Source organism: Mobilicoccus pelagius NBRC 104925 (genome assembly GCF_000247995.1).
Classification (GTDB): domain Bacteria; phylum Actinomycetota; class Actinomycetes; order Actinomycetales; family Dermatophilaceae; genus Mobilicoccus; species Mobilicoccus pelagius.
Genome location: NZ_BAFE01000062.1, coordinates 1 through 15,909, shown reverse-complemented (window position 1 = coordinate 15,909; position 15,909 = coordinate 1). Strand labels below are relative to the sequence as shown.

Below are 15,909 nucleotides of genomic sequence, written 5' to 3'. Positions count from 1 at the left end.
GAGGCGGGGTGACGTCGGACGGCCGTTGAGGCGAACGAGAGGTGGCGTCGAGGTGGCCCCGGGGTGTGCTCCTCGCTCGCGCCAGGGCCGGGTGAGGGTCGGGGGTCAGGAGCGCGTGAGGGCGTCGAGCCGGGTGCGGGCCGCGTCGTGGGCCTCGGCCGCGGCCTCCCGGTCACGTGTCGCCTGCGCCGCGGCCTCCGCGGCGGCACGGGCCTCCTCCTGTGCGGCGTCGAGGAGCCGGGCAAGGTCGTCCCGGCGCTGCTCGGCCTTCTCGGCGCGACGGCGGGCCTCGGCCTCGACGAGGGAGGCCTGCGCGAGGTCGCGGTCGGCGTGCTCGAGCTCCTCCCGCAGCCGGGCCTCGTGCCGACGTCGCGTCGCCTCGGCCTCGGCCTCGGCACGCGCCGCCTCGGAACGCGCCGCCTCGGCGCGCGCGGCATCGGTGGTGGCGCGCCCGGTGCCGGGGGTGACGGGGTGGCGGGCGCCCTCGCGGTCGTCCTTCTCCCGCACGTCTGCTGCGTCGGGGGATTCGGTGGAAGGGGCGTCTTCGTCCTCCGCGGACCGCGCACCCGTGGCGCCCGTCTCCGGGATGCCCGTCTCGGAGGCGTCGGCATCCGAGGCGTGGGAGCGGCGGCGAACGGCTTCGGCGGCGACGGCGTCGGAGAGGTCGACCTCGCCGAATCCGGCGTAGTCGAGGGTGCGCACGAGGGCACCGCCGGCGACGGCGTCGGCGGCGTCCGCATCGGCGAGGGCGGCGACGGCGGTGGCGCGGACGGCGGCGGAGGCGTCGACGCTGAGGGGGTGGCCATGGTCGTCGGCGACGAACCGGGCGGCGCGGGTGAAGGAGTCGAGGGCGCGGTCGCGTTCGGGACGGAGCTCCCGCAGCCGGTCCATGTCGAGGCGTGAGGTGGCCTCCCGCATCCGTTCCCCGACGGCGAGGAGGGTCTCGACCTCGATCGGCCGGTCGCGGACGAGCCGGTTGACCGCCCACGCCGCAACGGTCGGCTTGCGCAGTCCGCCGATCCGCGACGCGGCGTCCTTGTCGCCGGCCTCGCGGGCGGCCTTCGCGAGTCGTGTTCGCGTGTCGACGAACCCGGCGAGGTCGACGCCGTAGAGCTCGTCGAGGACGTCGGCGTCGATCATGGCCCCATCGTCACACCCGACGGGCCGTCCTGCCGGGGACCCGTCGTCCCCGTGGCGCGACGTGTCCGGCCTCGGCCGGGAATGGGGAGTGGTCGCGCAGGCGGAACGGGCCGATCCCGTCCCCGCCCCCCCCTCACCCCGGTCGGCCTGAGATGCTTGCGGAATGGAGCAGGCACAGCGCCCCGGTTGGACCGATCATGCGATCTTCTGGCACGTCTACCCCTTGGGGTTCACGGGCGCGCCGATCCGCGACGTCCCCTCCCGTGAGGTGACGCACCGGCTGCCGCACCTCACGTCGTGGCTGTCGTACGCGGTCGAGCTCGGGTGCTCCGGGCTGCTCCTCGGGCCGATCTTCGACGCGTCGACCCACGGCTACGACACCCTCGACCACTTCCGTCTCGACCCGCGCCTCGCCGACGACGCCGACCTCGACGCGTTCCTCACGGCCGCGCAGGACGCGGGTCTGCGGGTCGTCCTCGACGGCGTCTTCAACCACGTCGGCCGTGAGCACCCCGCGTTCCGGCGCGTCCTCGAGCAGGGCCCGTCGGCGCCCGAGGCCGACTGGTTCCGCCTCCGGTGGCCCGGTGGCCCCGAGGCGTGGACGCCCGGCGTCGAGCCCGAGTACGACACGTTCGAGGGGCACGGCGGCCTCGTCGCCCTCGACCACTCCTCCCCGGCCGTCGAACAGCTCGTCGTCGACGTCATGCTCCACTGGCTGCGCCGCGGCGTCGCCGGGTGGCGCCTCGACGCCGCATACGCCGTGCCGCCGGAGTTCTGGGCCCGCGTCCTCCCGCGCGTCCGCGCCGAGTTCGGCGACGCGTGGTTCCTCGGCGAGGTCATCCACGGCGACTACGCCGACATCGTGCAACGCAGCACGCTCGACTCCCTCACCCAGTACGAGCTGTGGAAGGCGATCTGGAGCAGTCTCCTCGACGTCAACTTCCACGAACTCGCGTGGTCGCTCACGCGACACGAGGAGTTCACGGCCGTGTTCGTCCCGCAGACGTTCGTCGGCAACCACGACACGACCCGCATCGCGACGAAGGTCGGCGACGAACGCCTCGCCGTGCTCGCGGCGACGATCCTCTTCACCGTCGCGGGCGTCCCGTCCGTCTACTACGGCGACGAGTACGCGTTCGCCGGGGAAAAGACGGAGGGTTGGAGCGGCGACGACCAGGTGCGGCCGGTCTTCCCCGATACCCGGGACGAGCTGGAGCTCGGCGGATGGATGTTCGCTCTCCACCAGCACCTCATCGGGGTGCGTCGTCGGCACCCGTGGCTCGTCGACGCCGTCACCGAGACGCGCGAGGTGAGTAACGACCGGTTCGTCTACGCCTCCCGCGCCCGTCACGGGTCCCCCGAGGACGAGATCGTCGTCGAGCTCGGCATCGAACCGCCGACCGCGATCGTCCGCGGCCGCGACGGCGAGGAGCTCTTCGCCTACCGAGGCTGATTCCGGGGCCGATCCCGGGGCTGATCATCCGGCGGAAGCGGATGCCCGTAGGCATCGACGGGTTCGGGCACGGCACCGGCCGGACCAGACGTGGGGGTCGGGCCGGCCCACTGACTCACGAGGATCCCGGCGAGCATGAGCCCGAACCCGGTCGCCTCGCGCCACGTGAACGGCTCGCCGAGGAGGAGGATCCCGCCGATCGCGGCGAACACCGCCTCGAGGGAGAGGATGATCGCCGCGGCCGCGGGGCGGGCGCCGCGCTGCCCGAACACCTGGAGCGTGTAGGCGACGCCGACGGAGAACACCCCGCCGTAGAACACCGGAGCGAGCGCGCCGGACAGCCCGGCGAACGGTGCCGGCCCCTCGAAGACCAGCGCCCCGGTGAGGCTGAGGAGCGCCGTGGTCGCGAACTGCAGGGCCGAGAACCGCAGCGGGTCGAGACTCGTGAACCGGTCGACGAGGAGGATGTGCGTCGCCCAGAAGAGGGCGCTCACGAGCACGAACCCGTCGCCGGGGGCGAGGGTGAACCCCTCCCGCACGGAGAGGACGTGGAGTCCGCCCGCGGCGAGGGCCGCCCCGACCCACGTCATCGCCGTCGTGCGGTGGCGGAGCGCCATCCCGAGGATCGGCACGAGGACGATGTAGAGCCCGGTGATGAACCCGGCCTTGCCCGCCGTCGTCCACGCGAGGGAGTACTGCTGCAGCGACGAGGCGACGAAGAGCACCGTGCCCGCGAGGAGGGCGGCGGGCAGGGCGGCACGCGTGCGTTCGCCGCCGGTGCCGCCCTCGGCGGCGGGGAGGGTGCCGCGTCCGCGGAGGGCGTCCATGAGGACGATGACGGGCAGCAGCGACACCGCTCCGAGGGTGAACCGCGCGGCGTTGAACGCGTACGGGCCCATGTGGTCGGCGCCCATGCGTTGCGCAACGAACGCGAACCCCCAGATCGAGGCCGTGAGGAGGAGGAGCAGGTTGCCGCGCAGCCGGGGGGTCATGCCCGAATCGTAGGGGCCGCATCGCCCCTCGCGATCGGTCCGCACGCCCGCGTCGGACGGTGCCGTGCCCGAGGACACGGCCGGCCGACTGGCGAAGATGCGGCCGACGTGACTGACTGGTGGCGTCCGTTCACGACCGGGCGGCCCGCCGCCCACCAAGGAGGAGACCCATGGACATCTGCGACGTGATCCAGCGCCAGCACGACGAGCAGCGCACCGAGTTCGCGATCCTCGAGCAGTGGCCGCGGGACGACATCGAGGGCCTCGAAGCGATCTGGAACCGTCTCGCGATCCTCCTCGAGACGCACGCGCTCGCGGAGGAGAAGCACTTCTACCCGCAGCTTCTCACCCTCGGCACCGGCGGCGCCGACGCGGGCGGCGTCGACGACGAGGTCGAGGACGCGATCAAGGATCACAACAGCATCCGCGACTGCGTGCGTCGCGCGAACGCCGAAAAGGCCGGCTCCGAGGCGTGGTGGAAGGCCGTCGTCGACGCGAACGTCGCGAACAGCACCCACATGGGTGAGGAGGAGCGTCAGGACCTCGCCGACTTCCGCCAGCAGGCGAGCCTCGAGCTGCGCCACGAGCTCGCGATCAAGCTGCTCCGCGAGATGGCGATGGAGGCCGCGAAGGGCATCACGCCCGTGGACCGCGACGCCGACGAGTACGTCGCGAACGACAAGGACGACTCGCTCGGCGCGGACGCGAAGAACACCGACCTCCCCGACACCTCGCTCACCGCGAGCGAGACGGAGTGACCTCCCACCGCTGAACGACCTCGCACCGTCGGGTGCGTCGACGCCGCCGGATCAGGCTCGTGCCTGGTCGGCGGCGTCGTCGTGTGCGGGGGCGGTGCGCACTCGCGACTGTCCGAACGTCCACAGCCGGTTGAAGAGGAACGAGAGCGGCGTGACGACGGCGATGGAGATGAGCTGCGCCCAGTAGGTGCGGGTGCGGAACCCCGTCGACCCGTCGAAGACGGCCGTGGGCAGCTCGATGGGGGAGCGCGGGTGGATGAGGAGGGTGACGAGCAGCAGCTGGAGCGCCAACCCCACGAGGCCGACGGCGAAGAAGTGGAGGAACCGCGTGCGGGAGGCGCGCTCCCCGGCGCGGAACGTCCACAGCCGGTTGAGTTCGAAATTCCACGCGTTGGCGACGACGAACGCCGCGGAGCTCAGCACGTGGACCCAGCGGATGTTGAAGTCCGTGGGCGGCAGGGGGAGGAAGACCGACTCCGGGTCCTGCGGGAGGAGTTTGTGGAGGAGGACGTAGACCCCGAGGTTGACGAAGACGCCCGACCCGCCGACGAGTCCGAAGCGCAGCATCTCGCCGAGATGATCCAGCGTGATCCGGCGCGGCATCGGCCCTCCATCGGTGATCGTCGTGTGGTGGTGGTGGTGGTGGTGGTGGTGGTGGTGGTGCTGCTGGTGGTGGTGGTCGGCGTGAGAACGACGTCGTCGTGAACGGTGGGTGCCACGCGCGGAGGCGCGGCCCGTCGGCGGCACGGGTCCGCACGTTACCGCCCGCGCGTCCCCACCCGTCCGTCGCCGGTGCTCGCGGGTTGCACACAGGACACTCCGCCCCGCGAGGGTAAGGCGCGCCTCAACAAGGGGTCCGCCCAGGTGCGGGACACACGGGCCGCGGGGTGGCAACGGCGCGCGTGGTGCGCCGAACGGCCGGTTGCACACGACGAACGGCACCCCGGCCGGTGCGGGTAGGCGCCGGAGACCCCCGGCCGGGGGCCGTGCGGGGTGGTCGACCAAGCGCCCGGGGGTACCGCCGGGCCGGCGATGGCGCTGTCCAGGCGTATGTCGGACTCGTGGAACATTCAGCGATACTTCGCGCGACCGGGCTACCGATCCCTCTCGGTTCGCGCCGACCCACCGACGCCACATCGCGCAGACCCCCGCCGGACCCCGGAGAGGACCCCGCCAGGCCCGGACGGCTCGTCTCATCAGCCCCTCGATCTCCCGTCGCCGACCTTCCGATGCCATTCCCTCGTGCCCTCTGGGCGATGGCCTGGATACGCGCAGACAGGTGTCGCGACCGGACACCCCGCGTCTTCCCGACAACGCACCCAGGGAGCTCGTCGTGCGAAACGGCGAAGCGTGGGCCGAATGGCACCCCCCCACCTGGACGTCGACCTCCCATGCGGTACACCGGATGTGTGACCAATCGCGAGGATCTGCTGCCCCCCGAGCTCCTCGACGGGCTCGACGTGGACGAGGCGTCGCCGGTGTCCGGCGGCGACATCTCCACGGCGTTACGCCTGGACACCCCGGGCGGGCCCCTGTTCGCGAAGGTGCACGACGCGCCCACGCCCGGCATGTTCGAGCGCGAGGCGGCCGGGCTGCGCGCCCTGGCCGCGCACGCCCCGCAGGGCATCCGCGTGCCGCGCGTGCTGCGGGAGCACCCGCACGGGCTGATCCTGGAGTGGATCGAGACGGGCGGACGCCGCGACACCCGCACCGAGCAGGCGTTCGGGCGCGGCCTGGCGCACCTGCACCGCACGACGAACCCGACCTTCGGCGGACTGGACGGCGCGAAGCACGGCTACATCGGGTCGGCGCAGGTCGACCTGACCCCGTCCGACGACTGGGTGGAGTTCTACGTGGAGCGGCGCGTGTCGCCCCTCATCGACCGCGCCGTGCGCGCGGGCCGCCTGGACCCGCAGGCCCGCGAGCTGTTCGACTCCCTGCGTCCGCGCGCGGCCGAGCTGTGCGGCCCCGCGGAACCGCCCGCGCTCATCCACGGCGACCTGTGGGCCGGCAACCGGCTCGTCGACCGGGGCGGGGTCAACTGGCTCATCGACCCGTCGGTGCACTGGGCGCACCGCGAGGTCGATCTGGCGATGATGCAGCTGTTCGGCGGGTTCGACCCGCACTGCTTCGCCACGTACGACGAGGTGTACCCGCTGGCCGAGGGCTCGCGGGACCGCGTGCAGTGGTATCAGCTGACGCCGCTGCTCGTGCATGCCGTGCTGTTCGGCGGCCACTACGGCGACGCTTGCATGCGGGTCCTGCGCCACTACGCCTGACGCGATCTGCCGGGCGATCCTCCGGCGGTCGGCGTGGCCCGTCGACGCGGGGAGCCGAGGATGCGCGGCGTCCACCACCCCATCCACGCCGCGCCCACGAGGCCGATCGCACCCACCGTGGGCAACGCCGCCGCCAGGGACGCGTGGGCGATGACGGCGCCGGCCAGCGCGGGCGCCGCGAACGAGCCCGCCGACGACACCGCCTGCCATCGGCCCAGGAACCGCCCACGGCCGACGTCGGGGGCCAGATCGATGCCGATGGTCTTGACGATGCCGGCGCCCACGCCGTCGCCCAGGCCGACGAGCAGGGCCGTCGCGACGAACCACACGGGATCGGTGGAGGCCGTCATGATGGCGAGTCCGATCCCCATGAGGGCCAGGCAGGTAGCCGCCACCGGGCCGCGGCCGAGCCGGTCGAGCGCCACTCCCGCGGGCCAGAAGAGGACGAGTTCGGCCAGGGACGAGACCCCGACGACGAGAGCGACCGTGGCGGGCGGCAGGCCCAGCCCGTCGGCGCCCCAGAGCGGCATCAGGGTCTCCTTGGCGGTGCGGACGGCCGCGATGGCGACGATGCCGAGCGCGAGGGCGAGCACACCGCGACGGGGCGTCCCGGCGGCGGGACCGGCCTCCCCGGGGCCGGGGGGTGGGGTTGCGCCCGGCGCGTCCGGACCCTTGCCGGGCAGGTGGTGCGTCATCACGCCGTAGGCACCCACGACGATCGCCGCGGTGACGGGGAACACGTACTCGGGCCCGAGCACGGCCAGGACCGCCGCTGCGACGAACGGCCCCGCCACGCGGCCGAGTCGCTGGCTGGCGCCGTAGACGTTCATGGCGCGGCCGCGATGCTCGGGCGCGGCCAGGTCGGCGACGAGCCCCTGCCTGGCGATGCCCCATACGGCGTCGGCCAGGTCGAACGCCAGGACGGTCGCGACGAGGAGCGCCCGGGCCGCCTGCGTGCCGTCCCCGGCGCCGGCCCCGCGACCTGCGACCACGGTCGCCCAGGTCGCGAACGCCAGACCGACTCCGGGGGCGGTGGCCAGGAGAAGCGCGCGGGACTCGCCACACCGCTGCACGAGCGACCCGGCCGCCAGGGACGCGACGACCCCGAACCCGCCGACGACGGTGGCGAGCAGCGCGACGCCCGCCGCAGAGAAGCCCAGGTGCAGCGCGAGCAGCACCTGGGCGGGCAGGAGTGCCGAGACCCCTGCGGCGTACGTGAACGACGGGACGTAGACCGGCCACATCAGCCTGCCGAGGGTCCCGCGGGGTGAGGTCATGGACCCAAAGTATCTTGATGTCGAGATACTTGCCAGGGGCCGCCGCAGGAATGCGGACGCGGCTCCGGCAGTTGTCGTCATGGGGCGAGGCGGCGACCGCCGAGCCCCGAGCCACACCCCAACCCTGAGGGAGTTCTCATGCAGGTCAAGGCCATCGCCGCCGTCGGTCCCGACGGGCCGCTCGAGCCCACCACGATCGAGCGTCGCGACGTCGGCCCGGACGAGGTGCGCATCGCCATCAAGTTCGCGGGCATCTGCCACTCCGACATCCATACCGTGCGCGCCGAGTGGGGCACGGTGAACTACCCGATCGTCGTCGGCCACGAGATCGCGGGGGTCGTCGAGGAGGTCGGCGAGAACGTCACCGACTTCAAGGTCGGCGACCACGCGGGCATCGGCTGCTTCGTCGACTCCTGCCGCGAGTGCGAGAACTGTGAGGCGGGCCTCGACAACTACTGCCTCAACGGGAACACCGGCACGTACAACTCCATCGGCCGTGACGGGTTGCCCACCGCGGGCGGCTACAGCGAGCAGATCGTCGCCGACGCCCGCTACGTGCTGCACATCCCCGAGAGCCTCCCCCTCGACGAGGCAGCCCCGCTGCTGTGCGCCGGCGTGACGACGTTCTCGCCGCTGCGCCACTGGAACGCGGGCCCGGGCAAGAAGGTCGCCGTCATCGGCCTGGGCGGGCTCGGCCACATGGCCGTCAAGCTCGCGCATGCGATGGGCGCCGAGGTGACCGTGCTCAGCCAGTCGCTCAAGAAGAAGGAGGACGGCGAGCGCCTGGGTGCCGACCACTACTACGCCACCTCCGACGAGACGACGTTCACCGATCTGCGTGGCGCGTTCGACCTCATCCTCAACACGGTCTCGGCCAACCTGGACCTCAAGGCGTACCTGTCACTGCTGCGCACCGACGGCGCCATGGTGGAGCTCGGCCTGCCGGAGCACCCGATGGAGGTGCCCGCGGGCGCCCTCGTCGGGCAGCGTCGCTCCCTGTCGGGGTCGATGATCGGCTCCATCGCCGAGACGCAGGAGATGCTCGATTTCTGCGGCGAGCACGGCATCGGCGCCGAGGTCGAGGTCATCTCCGCCGACGAGGTGAACGAGGCCTACGACCGCGTCCTCCACTCCGACGTCCGCTATCGGTTCGTCATCGACACCAGCACCCTCTGACGTCGATCCGCACGTCCGTCGTCCACCACCCCGTCGGGGTGGTGGACGACGTGGTGCCGGTGCTCAGGTGACCGGAGGAGCGGCGCGGGTGGCGGTGACCATCTCCTCCAGCGCGGCCAGGTGGCCGGCGAGGGCACGGCGCCCCTCCTTGGTCAGCGAGACCCAGGTCCGGGGGCGTCCGCCCTGGCCGGTGGGCCGGTCGAGCGTGACGTAACCCGCCTCGGCGAGCGTCTTGAGGTGCTTGGACAGCACCGAATCGGCGACTCGAAGGTCGTCCCGCAGGGCCGAGAACGCCATCTGCTGCACGGTCGAGAGCTGCACGCACGCCTTGAGCCGCAGCGGCGCGTGGATCGTCTCGTCGAATGCGGGGGCGGTCATCGACGGGCCTCCGGCGCCGCGGCCCGGCCCCCGCGGATCTCGTCGCGCAGGGTCGCGTCGATGCGCCGCCCCAGCACGACGGTGCCGACCGCGGAGACGGCCGCCGCGACCCACGCCCACCCGACGGGCAGCTGCTGCGCGCGGACGAGGATCGCCACCGCCATCGCCGCGGCGATGGCCAGGGCGTACAGCGCCCACAGAAGGCGGGAGCGCGGCCCGGCCTGGGCGGGGCCGATCCACACTCCGGTGAGCCGCTGGTAGCGGTGGATGAGGGCGGCCGAGACGAGCATGCTCCCGAGGGCGACGAGGACGAGCGTCACCGTGGGCAGGGGCAGCGCAGCCGCGAGCACGAGTACGGCGAGGTTCGCGCCGAGCACCGGGTGGTACCACGGCGGCGTGACCAGGCGGTCCGCCGCCGCCTGCCGCGAGGTGCCCGCGTCGGCGAGCGCCTGGGCGGGGTCGTAGGCCTGCGAGGTCCAGTGATTTTCCATGTCGGAAACAGTACAGATGATTTTCCGTTTCCGCAATGGAAATCGATGCATCGCGACCGGGCCACGCCCGCGGCGAACCCGCACGCCGACCGCGCCGCCCCCGGCAGGCATGATGCTGACGACCCCGAACCCTCTGGAGGGCACCGTGATCGACGCCCGACCCACCACCGCCGACCGCGTCCGCCAGGTGGGGGTGACGCTCGCGGAGGTGGCCTGCGTGTTCGGCACGCTCGTCGGCACGGGGGTCATCGGCCGACGCGTCGCCGAGTCCTCCGGCGGCTCGCTCTCGTCCGCGGCGACGCACATCGCGCCCGCCGGACCCGCCTTCTCGATCTGGTCGATGATCTACCTGGGTCTGTTCGCCTACACGGTGTGGCAGTGGCTGCCCGGACAGGCAGCGGCGCCGCGGCACCGGGCGGTGGGCCGGCTCGTGGCCGCGTCCATGCTGCTCAACGCGGGGTGGCTGCTCGTCACGCAGGTCGACTGGATCGCGTTCAGCGTGCTCGTCATCGTTGCGATGCTCGCCGTGCTGGTCGCCGCCGTCGCGCGCCTGCTCCGGCACCCGGCGTCGGGGAACGTCGACGCGGTGATCACCGACGGCACGCTGGGCGCCTACCTGGGCTGGGTGTGCGTCGCCACCTGCGCCAACGTCGCCGCGGCCCTGGCCGCGTACCGCGTCCGACCGGGCGCGCCGGTGGCCGACGCGCTGGCCGTCGTCGTGGTGGCCGTGGCCGCACTCGTCGGGGTGGCGCTCACCCGCTGGGTCGGCGCAATGTCGACCGCGGCCCGCTGGAGCATCGGCCTCGCCGTCGCGTGGGGCCTCGCGTGGATCGCCGTCGGCCGCACCTCGGGCGACCCGCGCTCGATCCCCACGGCCGTCGCCGCCGGCCTGGGCACGCTCGCCGTCCTCACCGCGACCGCCACGGCCGGACGCCGCACCGCACGCGGCCGCGCAGACGCCGACACCGACGCCCACGCCTGACGCGCGCCCGTCTGCCTCCGAACTCGCGCCCGGCCCGCGTCAGGCGTCCTCGGCGGGGACCTCCAGTCCGGCGGCGTCGTCGCGGTCGGCCCACTCGAGCAGGGACGCCAGGTCGAACGGGGTGTCGTCGATGCGTTCGTGCAGGTCGCCCAGCTCGGCGTACCGGGCGGGCATGGTGAGCACGGTGAAGTCGTCCGGCTCGCACGCGTCGATCTCGTCCCACGCCACCGGCGCCGACACGGTCGCGCGGGCGGTGCCGCGGATCGAGTACGCCGCCGCGATCGTGTGGTCGCGGGCGTTCTGGTTGTAGTCGACGAACACGGCCGCGGGGTCGCGGTCCTTGCGCCACCACGTCGTCGTCACGTCCTGCGGCGCCCGACGCTCGACCTCACGGGCGAACGCGAGCGCCGCCCGGCGGACGTCGTCGAACCCGTGCTCGGGGTGGATCCGCACGTAGACGTGCAGGCCGTGCCCGCCGGAGGTCTTGGGGTAGCCGACGGCGCCGAGCTCGTCGAGGACCTCGCGGGTGGCGCCGGCGACGCGCCGCACCCGCGCCCAGTCGCACTCCCCGCCCGGGTCGAGGTCGATGCGCCACTCGTCGGGCCTCTCGACGTCGGCGCGGCGGCTGTTCCACGGGTGGAACTCGACCGTCGACATCTGCACGGCCCACGCGACGTGGGCGAGCTCGGTGACGCACAGCTCGTCGGCGGTGCGGTCGAACCGCGGGAACCGCACGCGGACGGTCTCGACCCAGTCGGGCGCACCCGAGGGGACGCGCTTCTGGTGCACCTTGTCGCCCGCCAGCCCCTTGGGGTAGCGGTGCAGCATGCACGGCCGCTCCCGCAGTGCACGGACGATGCCGTCGCCGACGGCCAGGTAGTAGTCGAGGACGTCCCGCTTGGTGAGCCCGAGCTCGGGGAAGTATGCGCGGTCCGGGCTGCTCAGGCGCACCTGGCGTCCGCCGACGTCGATCTGCTCCGCTGCACCCGCCATGTGCCGACGGTAGCGGCACCGCCCCGACCCCACGACCCGGCGCGAGAAACCGTGTGTCCCGGATGTGTCCGTGAACCGATCGTCCGTGTCGATCGACCGAAAGGGCGAAAGATCCGCGGCCGGCGGCCGATGTCACGAGTGTGGCTGAGATCAGTGTGCGTGCGGCCGGACCCGACGACGTGAGCGAGGCGGCGGAGGTGCTCGCGGAGGCGTTCGCGAGCGACGAGCTCTCCGTGGCCGCGTTGGGGCGGCCGCGGAACGCCCGCGGGGCCCTTCGCACGGTGTTCACGAGCCTCCTGCGTCACCACTACGTGCCGCGGGGGATCGTCGACCTGGCAGTACGCGACGGGCGGGTCGTCGGTGCGGCGGCCTGGTCACGACCGGGCGAGAACGACCTCCGCCTCGGCGAATTCGGCGCGCTCGCCGTCGATCTCGTGCCCGCCCTGGGGTGGCGGGTGCTGCCGGCGGCGTCGTACGCGTGGCGCACCGACCGGGTGCATCCGCGCCCTCCGCACTGGTACCTCTACGCGATCGGCGTGCGGATGCCGGGCCGCGGCGTGGGCGGCATCCTGCTCGATCACGCGCTCGCCCGGGCGGGTGGGGTGCCGAGCTACTGCGAGGCGTCGACGCCCGACAGCGCCCGCCTCTACGAGCGCAAGGGCTTCCGCCGCATCGGTGAGGCGCCGACACCGCGCGGCTGCCCGCCGCAGCCGCAGCTGTGGCACCCCGGTGGCCGGCCGTCCTGACCCGCTGCAGGTCGACGACACCCGGCAGTGGCCCCGGGCGTCCAGCATCGAGGGCTACCGCCGGTAGGTCCGCAGGAGGCGGTGGGGGAGGGGGCGTTGCCGGCTCGTGTCCCACGGCCGGGCGATGCCGCCGAGCTCGAAGACGTGACTGAGCAGCGTCGCGGTGAATCCCCACACGAAGAGCCCGTCGACCTCGAAACCGGGGCCGGAGTACGTGTCGAGACGCACCGTGAACCGGTTGGCCGGGTCGAGGAGCTCGTCGACATCGGCCCGCACGACACGGGCGACCTCACCGGAATCGACGACCCCGATGGGATGCGGGGCGCGCCACCAGGCGAGCACCGGCGTCACGGCGTTCTGGCTCGGATGCATGAACAGCGGCGGCAGTTCGTCGACGATCTCGACGGAAGCCGGGTCGAGGCCGACCTCCTCCTGCGCCTCCCGCAGCGCGGCGGCCACGGCACCGTCGTCCTCCGGTTCGACGTGACCGCCCGGAAAGCTCACCTGGGCGGCGTGCGAGCGGAGCGTCGACGCCCGCTCGGTGAGGATGACGTCGCTGCCGTCGTCACCCTCGGCGAACGTCATGAGCACCGCGGAGCGACGTCGGGGGTGGGGCGGCGGCACGAACTCGGCGAACCAGTCGGGCAGGTTCGCCTCGAGCGCGGGACGCACGCGGCCCAACCACTCCGGGGGCTCGTCCACGGTCCTCTCCCTCCTCGTCGCGGCGGATCCGCGGCCGGATCCCATCATCCCCCGATCGCCGTCGAGCCCGTCGAGCCCGCGACGCCTCGCCGTGTGCGGCGCCGACGTCGGAGGAGGTCGAGACGGCGGGTGCGGGTGACGCCGATGATGCGAGCGGCGGACGTGCCGACGAAGAGGCCGAGCGCGATGGCCGACACGATGCTCGCGGACTGGAGGATCGTCTCGCCCGCCATCGACGGTTCGAGGCCGAGCTGCGTCACCGACACGAGGCCGAGGGAGCCGGGCACGAGGAGCCAGAAGCTGGGGAGGAACATGACGAGACGAGGCAGCGCGGGCCGGTAGAGCTCGACGAGCGCGGCACCGAAGCTCGCCGCCATCGAGCCGAGGAGCGCCCCGAACCACGGGGACCCGACGACCGACTGGCCGAGCACCTGGAACGCGAGGGTGAGCGACAGGATGAGCGCGACCCACGGCACGAGACGCGGCGGCACCGACTCCATGAGGCTGATGCCGACGGTGAGGAGCAGCACGCCCGCGACGGGGCTCCACGGGCCGATGCCGTTGACGATCTCGTTGTTGAGCGCGGATGACGGAACCCGGAGGAGCCACGCGGCACCGGCGACGCCGAGCGCGAAGAGGAGGAGCTGGGTCGACCCGTAGGCGAGGCGGGCGGTGCCCGCCGTCATCGCGCCCGCCGCGAGCTCGGAGAGGCCGGTGACGACGAGCGCGCCGGGCAGGAGCACGGCGATCGGGGGGAGGAGGCTCCGCAGCGGACCCTCGACGAGCCCCGCCTGCCAGGTCGAGAACGCGGCGAACGCGATGAGGAACGCGACGAGGAACGGGGTGAGGGTGGCGAGGGAACGCCACCGCCCGGAGAAGCGGATGAACTGGGCCGTGACCTGCCCGGCGATGGCCGAGAAGATCACGCTCGGCCACAGCGGCTGGAGGATGAACGAGATGCCGGACGCGACGCAGATCATCCCCACCTCGAGGCCGCCGCGCGGGTACCGGTGCGGGGTGGCGCGCAGGTGGGAGAGACGGGTGAGTGCATCGGCCGGGGTGATCGCGTCGGTGAGGAGCCCGGTGCGGATCTCGGCGGTCTCGGCGCTCTGGTCGAGGCGCAGCGGCCCGCTGATCGACTCGAACGTCGCCGGGGTGCCACCGCCGAGGGACAGGGTGACGCCGGTGGGGGAGGCGGAGATCTGGAGGTCGTGGTGGCCGAGGTGGTCGGCCACGCGCCGGGTGTCGGCCTCGACCTCGTGGACGGGCTGCCCGCCGGCGACCGCCGCGGCCGAGAGGTAGGCGAGCAGTCGGCGGGTGGCGTCGATGTCGCTCATTGGCCTCGTTCTTCGTGTCTCGGAGGGGGCGGTCCGCCCGCCGGGAGGGGTGGGATCCCCGGGGTGGTCGTGCGTGTGTCGGTCTCCATGGTCGCCCACGGCAGGGGCCCGCGCGGGAGGGTTGGCGACGACGGGGGCCGCGGGTCTCCGCGGTCGGTGCAAGGAGGGTCGATCGGTTCGAATCGCCCTCTTGGAGAAACAGTCTCATATAATGAGACATGTGTTCGGGCGAGTGACCAGTGCGATCCCAGGATGTGGACTCAATTGTGACGAATCCGTAACGCAAACGTGATTCGAACGAAGACTATGAGTGCAAACAGGCTCCCCCTCGCGCCGAATCTCGCCCACGAGGGGTGGCCTCTCGGTCACCGACCCACCCCTGGGGTCGCCGCGCAGAAGGGAACACGGCAGCGGGCGAGAGCGGGACCCGTCACACCCGCCGCCGCGTGCGGCTCGGGGCGCAGCGCATCCGCGCGGAGGACCGGAATCCTCCAGCCCGACAGACGGACCTTCCGTAGGCGGATCCGGACACATCGACACCACCATGAAGCGACTCCTCGTCGCGGCCTCCGCCGCCGTCATCGCCGTGCCTGCCCTCAGCACCGCCGCCCCCCTGCAGGCCCAGGCATCCCCCGCCACCACCGCCTCGGTCGTGCACACCTCGACGGTGTCGCACCCCACGGCGACGTCCCTCGTCGCCGCCCGCACGGCCGCCGTCAACACGGCCAACACCTACTCCCGCCGGGCGACGCGGGTGAGCTGGCGTCAGAAGGACCGCAACGCCAACCACCTCTCCCACCTCACCGCCCGCGCCCGCATGGCGCCCGCTCGCCGCGCACACCTCATCAGTCACACCCAGAAGGGCACCCGGTACCGCTGGGGCGGCACGACCGCCCGCGGTTTCGACTGCTCGGGCTACACGCGGTACGTCTACAAGAAGGCCGGCAAGAACCTCCCCCGCACGGCCCGCGCGCAGTACCGGGCGACGAAGCGGACCTCGCGTCCCGCGCCCGGTGACCTCGTCTTCTTCGGCGGCTCGCGCGCCCACCACGTCGGGATCTACGTCGGCCGTGGCCGCATGATCCACTCGCCGCGTTCCGGCAAGCCCGTCCAGGTCACGAAGATCTGGCGCGGTGCGAGCTACGGCAAGGTCCGCTGAGGTCCCTCGACGGAGACCGTGACATCCCTGACGCGCGACGTCCCGG

17 protein-coding genes are annotated in these 15,909 nt (G+C 72.8%); 8 read left to right on the top strand and 9 right to left on the bottom strand.

What is annotated here, in order from left to right:
• Positions 1-105: 105 nt before the first annotated feature.
• Positions 106-1,140 carry a hypothetical protein gene (locus MOPEL_RS16030; protein ID WP_009482781.1) on the bottom strand — a complete coding sequence of 345 codons (1,035 nt, stop codon included), beginning with the start codon at positions 1,138-1,140 and terminating at the stop codon, positions 106-108.
• 163 nt (positions 1,141-1,303) lie between these two features.
• On the opposite strand from MOPEL_RS16030, the gene MOPEL_RS09980 reads away from it, so the two are divergent.
• Positions 1,304-2,593, top strand: coding sequence for an alpha-amylase family protein (locus MOPEL_RS09980; protein WP_009482780.1), 1,290 nt, complete (start codon positions 1,304-1,306; stop codon positions 2,591-2,593).
• Here MOPEL_RS09980 and MOPEL_RS09975 read toward each other — a convergent pair.
• The gene (locus MOPEL_RS09975; RefSeq protein ID WP_009482779.1) at positions 2,581-3,585 is read right to left on the bottom strand and encodes a DMT family transporter; all 1,005 of its coding nucleotides are present in this window, start codon (positions 3,583-3,585) and stop codon (positions 2,581-2,583) included. The two genes, MOPEL_RS09980 and MOPEL_RS09975, sit on opposite strands and share 13 nt — an antisense overlap.
• A 170-nt stretch (positions 3,586-3,755) precedes the next feature.
• Between MOPEL_RS09975 and MOPEL_RS09970 the strand changes: the two genes are divergently transcribed.
• On the top strand, positions 3,756-4,343 hold the full coding sequence (locus MOPEL_RS09970) for a hemerythrin domain-containing protein (protein ID WP_009482778.1): 588 nt from the start codon (positions 3,756-3,758) through the stop codon (positions 4,341-4,343).
• Positions 4,344-4,394: 51 nt separating this feature from the next.
• Here the strand turns inward: MOPEL_RS09970 and MOPEL_RS09965 are convergent, their stop codons facing one another.
• On the bottom strand, positions 4,395-4,910 hold the full coding sequence (locus MOPEL_RS09965; RefSeq protein WP_217994533.1) for a GtrA family protein: 516 nt from the start codon (positions 4,908-4,910) through the stop codon (positions 4,395-4,397).
• 9 nt (positions 4,911-4,919) lie between these two features.
• Here MOPEL_RS09965 and MOPEL_RS18755 point away from each other — a divergent pair, with 9 nt between their 5' ends.
• Entirely contained in the window at positions 4,920-5,048 is a 129-nt protein-coding gene (locus tag MOPEL_RS18755) for a hypothetical protein (protein ID WP_281023916.1), read from the top strand.
• A gap of 704 nt (positions 5,049-5,752) precedes the next feature.
• The gene (locus MOPEL_RS09960; RefSeq protein ID WP_009482775.1) at positions 5,753-6,622 is read left to right on the top strand and encodes a fructosamine kinase family protein; all 870 of its coding nucleotides are present in this window, start codon (positions 5,753-5,755) and stop codon (positions 6,620-6,622) included.
• Here MOPEL_RS09960 and MOPEL_RS09955 read toward each other — a convergent pair.
• The gene (locus tag MOPEL_RS09955; RefSeq protein WP_009482774.1) at positions 6,613-7,899 is read right to left on the bottom strand and encodes an MFS transporter; all 1,287 of its coding nucleotides are present in this window, start codon (positions 7,897-7,899) and stop codon (positions 6,613-6,615) included. The genes MOPEL_RS09960 and MOPEL_RS09955 overlap by 10 nt on opposite strands.
• A gap of 138 nt (positions 7,900-8,037) precedes the next feature.
• Between MOPEL_RS09955 and MOPEL_RS09950 the strand changes: the two genes are divergently transcribed.
• A complete protein-coding gene (locus MOPEL_RS09950; protein WP_009482773.1) occupies positions 8,038-9,075 on the top strand; it encodes an NAD(P)-dependent alcohol dehydrogenase in 1,038 nt (345 codons plus the stop codon).
• Between the two features lie 63 nt (positions 9,076-9,138).
• On the opposite strand, the gene MOPEL_RS09945 is transcribed toward MOPEL_RS09950, so the two are convergent.
• The gene (locus tag MOPEL_RS09945; protein ID WP_009482772.1) at positions 9,139-9,453 is read right to left on the bottom strand and encodes a transcriptional regulator; all 315 of its coding nucleotides are present in this window, start codon (positions 9,451-9,453) and stop codon (positions 9,139-9,141) included.
• On the bottom strand, positions 9,450-9,944 hold the full coding sequence (locus tag MOPEL_RS09940) for a hypothetical protein (protein WP_009482771.1): 495 nt from the start codon (positions 9,942-9,944) through the stop codon (positions 9,450-9,452). Before MOPEL_RS09940 ends, MOPEL_RS09945 begins: the two co-directional genes overlap by 4 nt.
• Positions 9,945-10,089: 145 nt before the next feature.
• On the opposite strand from MOPEL_RS09940, the gene MOPEL_RS09935 reads away from it, so the two are divergent.
• Positions 10,090-10,926 carry a TspO-related membrane protein gene (locus MOPEL_RS09935; protein ID WP_040633943.1) on the top strand — a complete coding sequence of 279 codons (837 nt, stop codon included), beginning with the start codon at positions 10,090-10,092 and terminating at the stop codon, positions 10,924-10,926.
• Between the two features lie 39 nt (positions 10,927-10,965).
• On the opposite strand, the gene ligD is transcribed toward MOPEL_RS09935, so the two are convergent.
• Positions 10,966-11,919, bottom strand: coding sequence for a non-homologous end-joining DNA ligase (gene ligD, locus MOPEL_RS09930; protein WP_009482769.1), 954 nt, complete (start codon positions 11,917-11,919; stop codon positions 10,966-10,968).
• Between the two features lie 140 nt (positions 11,920-12,059).
• On the opposite strand from ligD, the gene MOPEL_RS09925 reads away from it, so the two are divergent.
• Entirely contained in the window at positions 12,060-12,665 is a 606-nt protein-coding gene (locus MOPEL_RS09925; RefSeq protein ID WP_141631287.1) for a GNAT family N-acetyltransferase, read from the top strand.
• 54 nt (positions 12,666-12,719) lie between these two features.
• On the opposite strand, the gene MOPEL_RS09920 is transcribed toward MOPEL_RS09925, so the two are convergent.
• Positions 12,720-13,367: an NUDIX hydrolase gene (locus MOPEL_RS09920; protein WP_009482767.1), complete on the bottom strand. Its 648-nt coding sequence runs from the start codon at positions 13,365-13,367 to the stop codon at positions 12,720-12,722.
• A gap of 44 nt (positions 13,368-13,411) precedes the next feature.
• The gene (locus MOPEL_RS09915; protein WP_009482766.1) at positions 13,412-14,704 is read right to left on the bottom strand and encodes a threonine/serine exporter family protein; all 1,293 of its coding nucleotides are present in this window, start codon (positions 14,702-14,704) and stop codon (positions 13,412-13,414) included.
• A gap of 544 nt (positions 14,705-15,248) precedes the next feature.
• On the opposite strand from MOPEL_RS09915, the gene MOPEL_RS17995 reads away from it, so the two are divergent.
• Positions 15,249-15,863, top strand: a complete 615-nt coding sequence (locus MOPEL_RS17995; protein WP_009482765.1) for a C40 family peptidase — start codon at positions 15,249-15,251, stop codon at positions 15,861-15,863.
• Positions 15,864-15,909 lie beyond the last annotated feature (46 nt).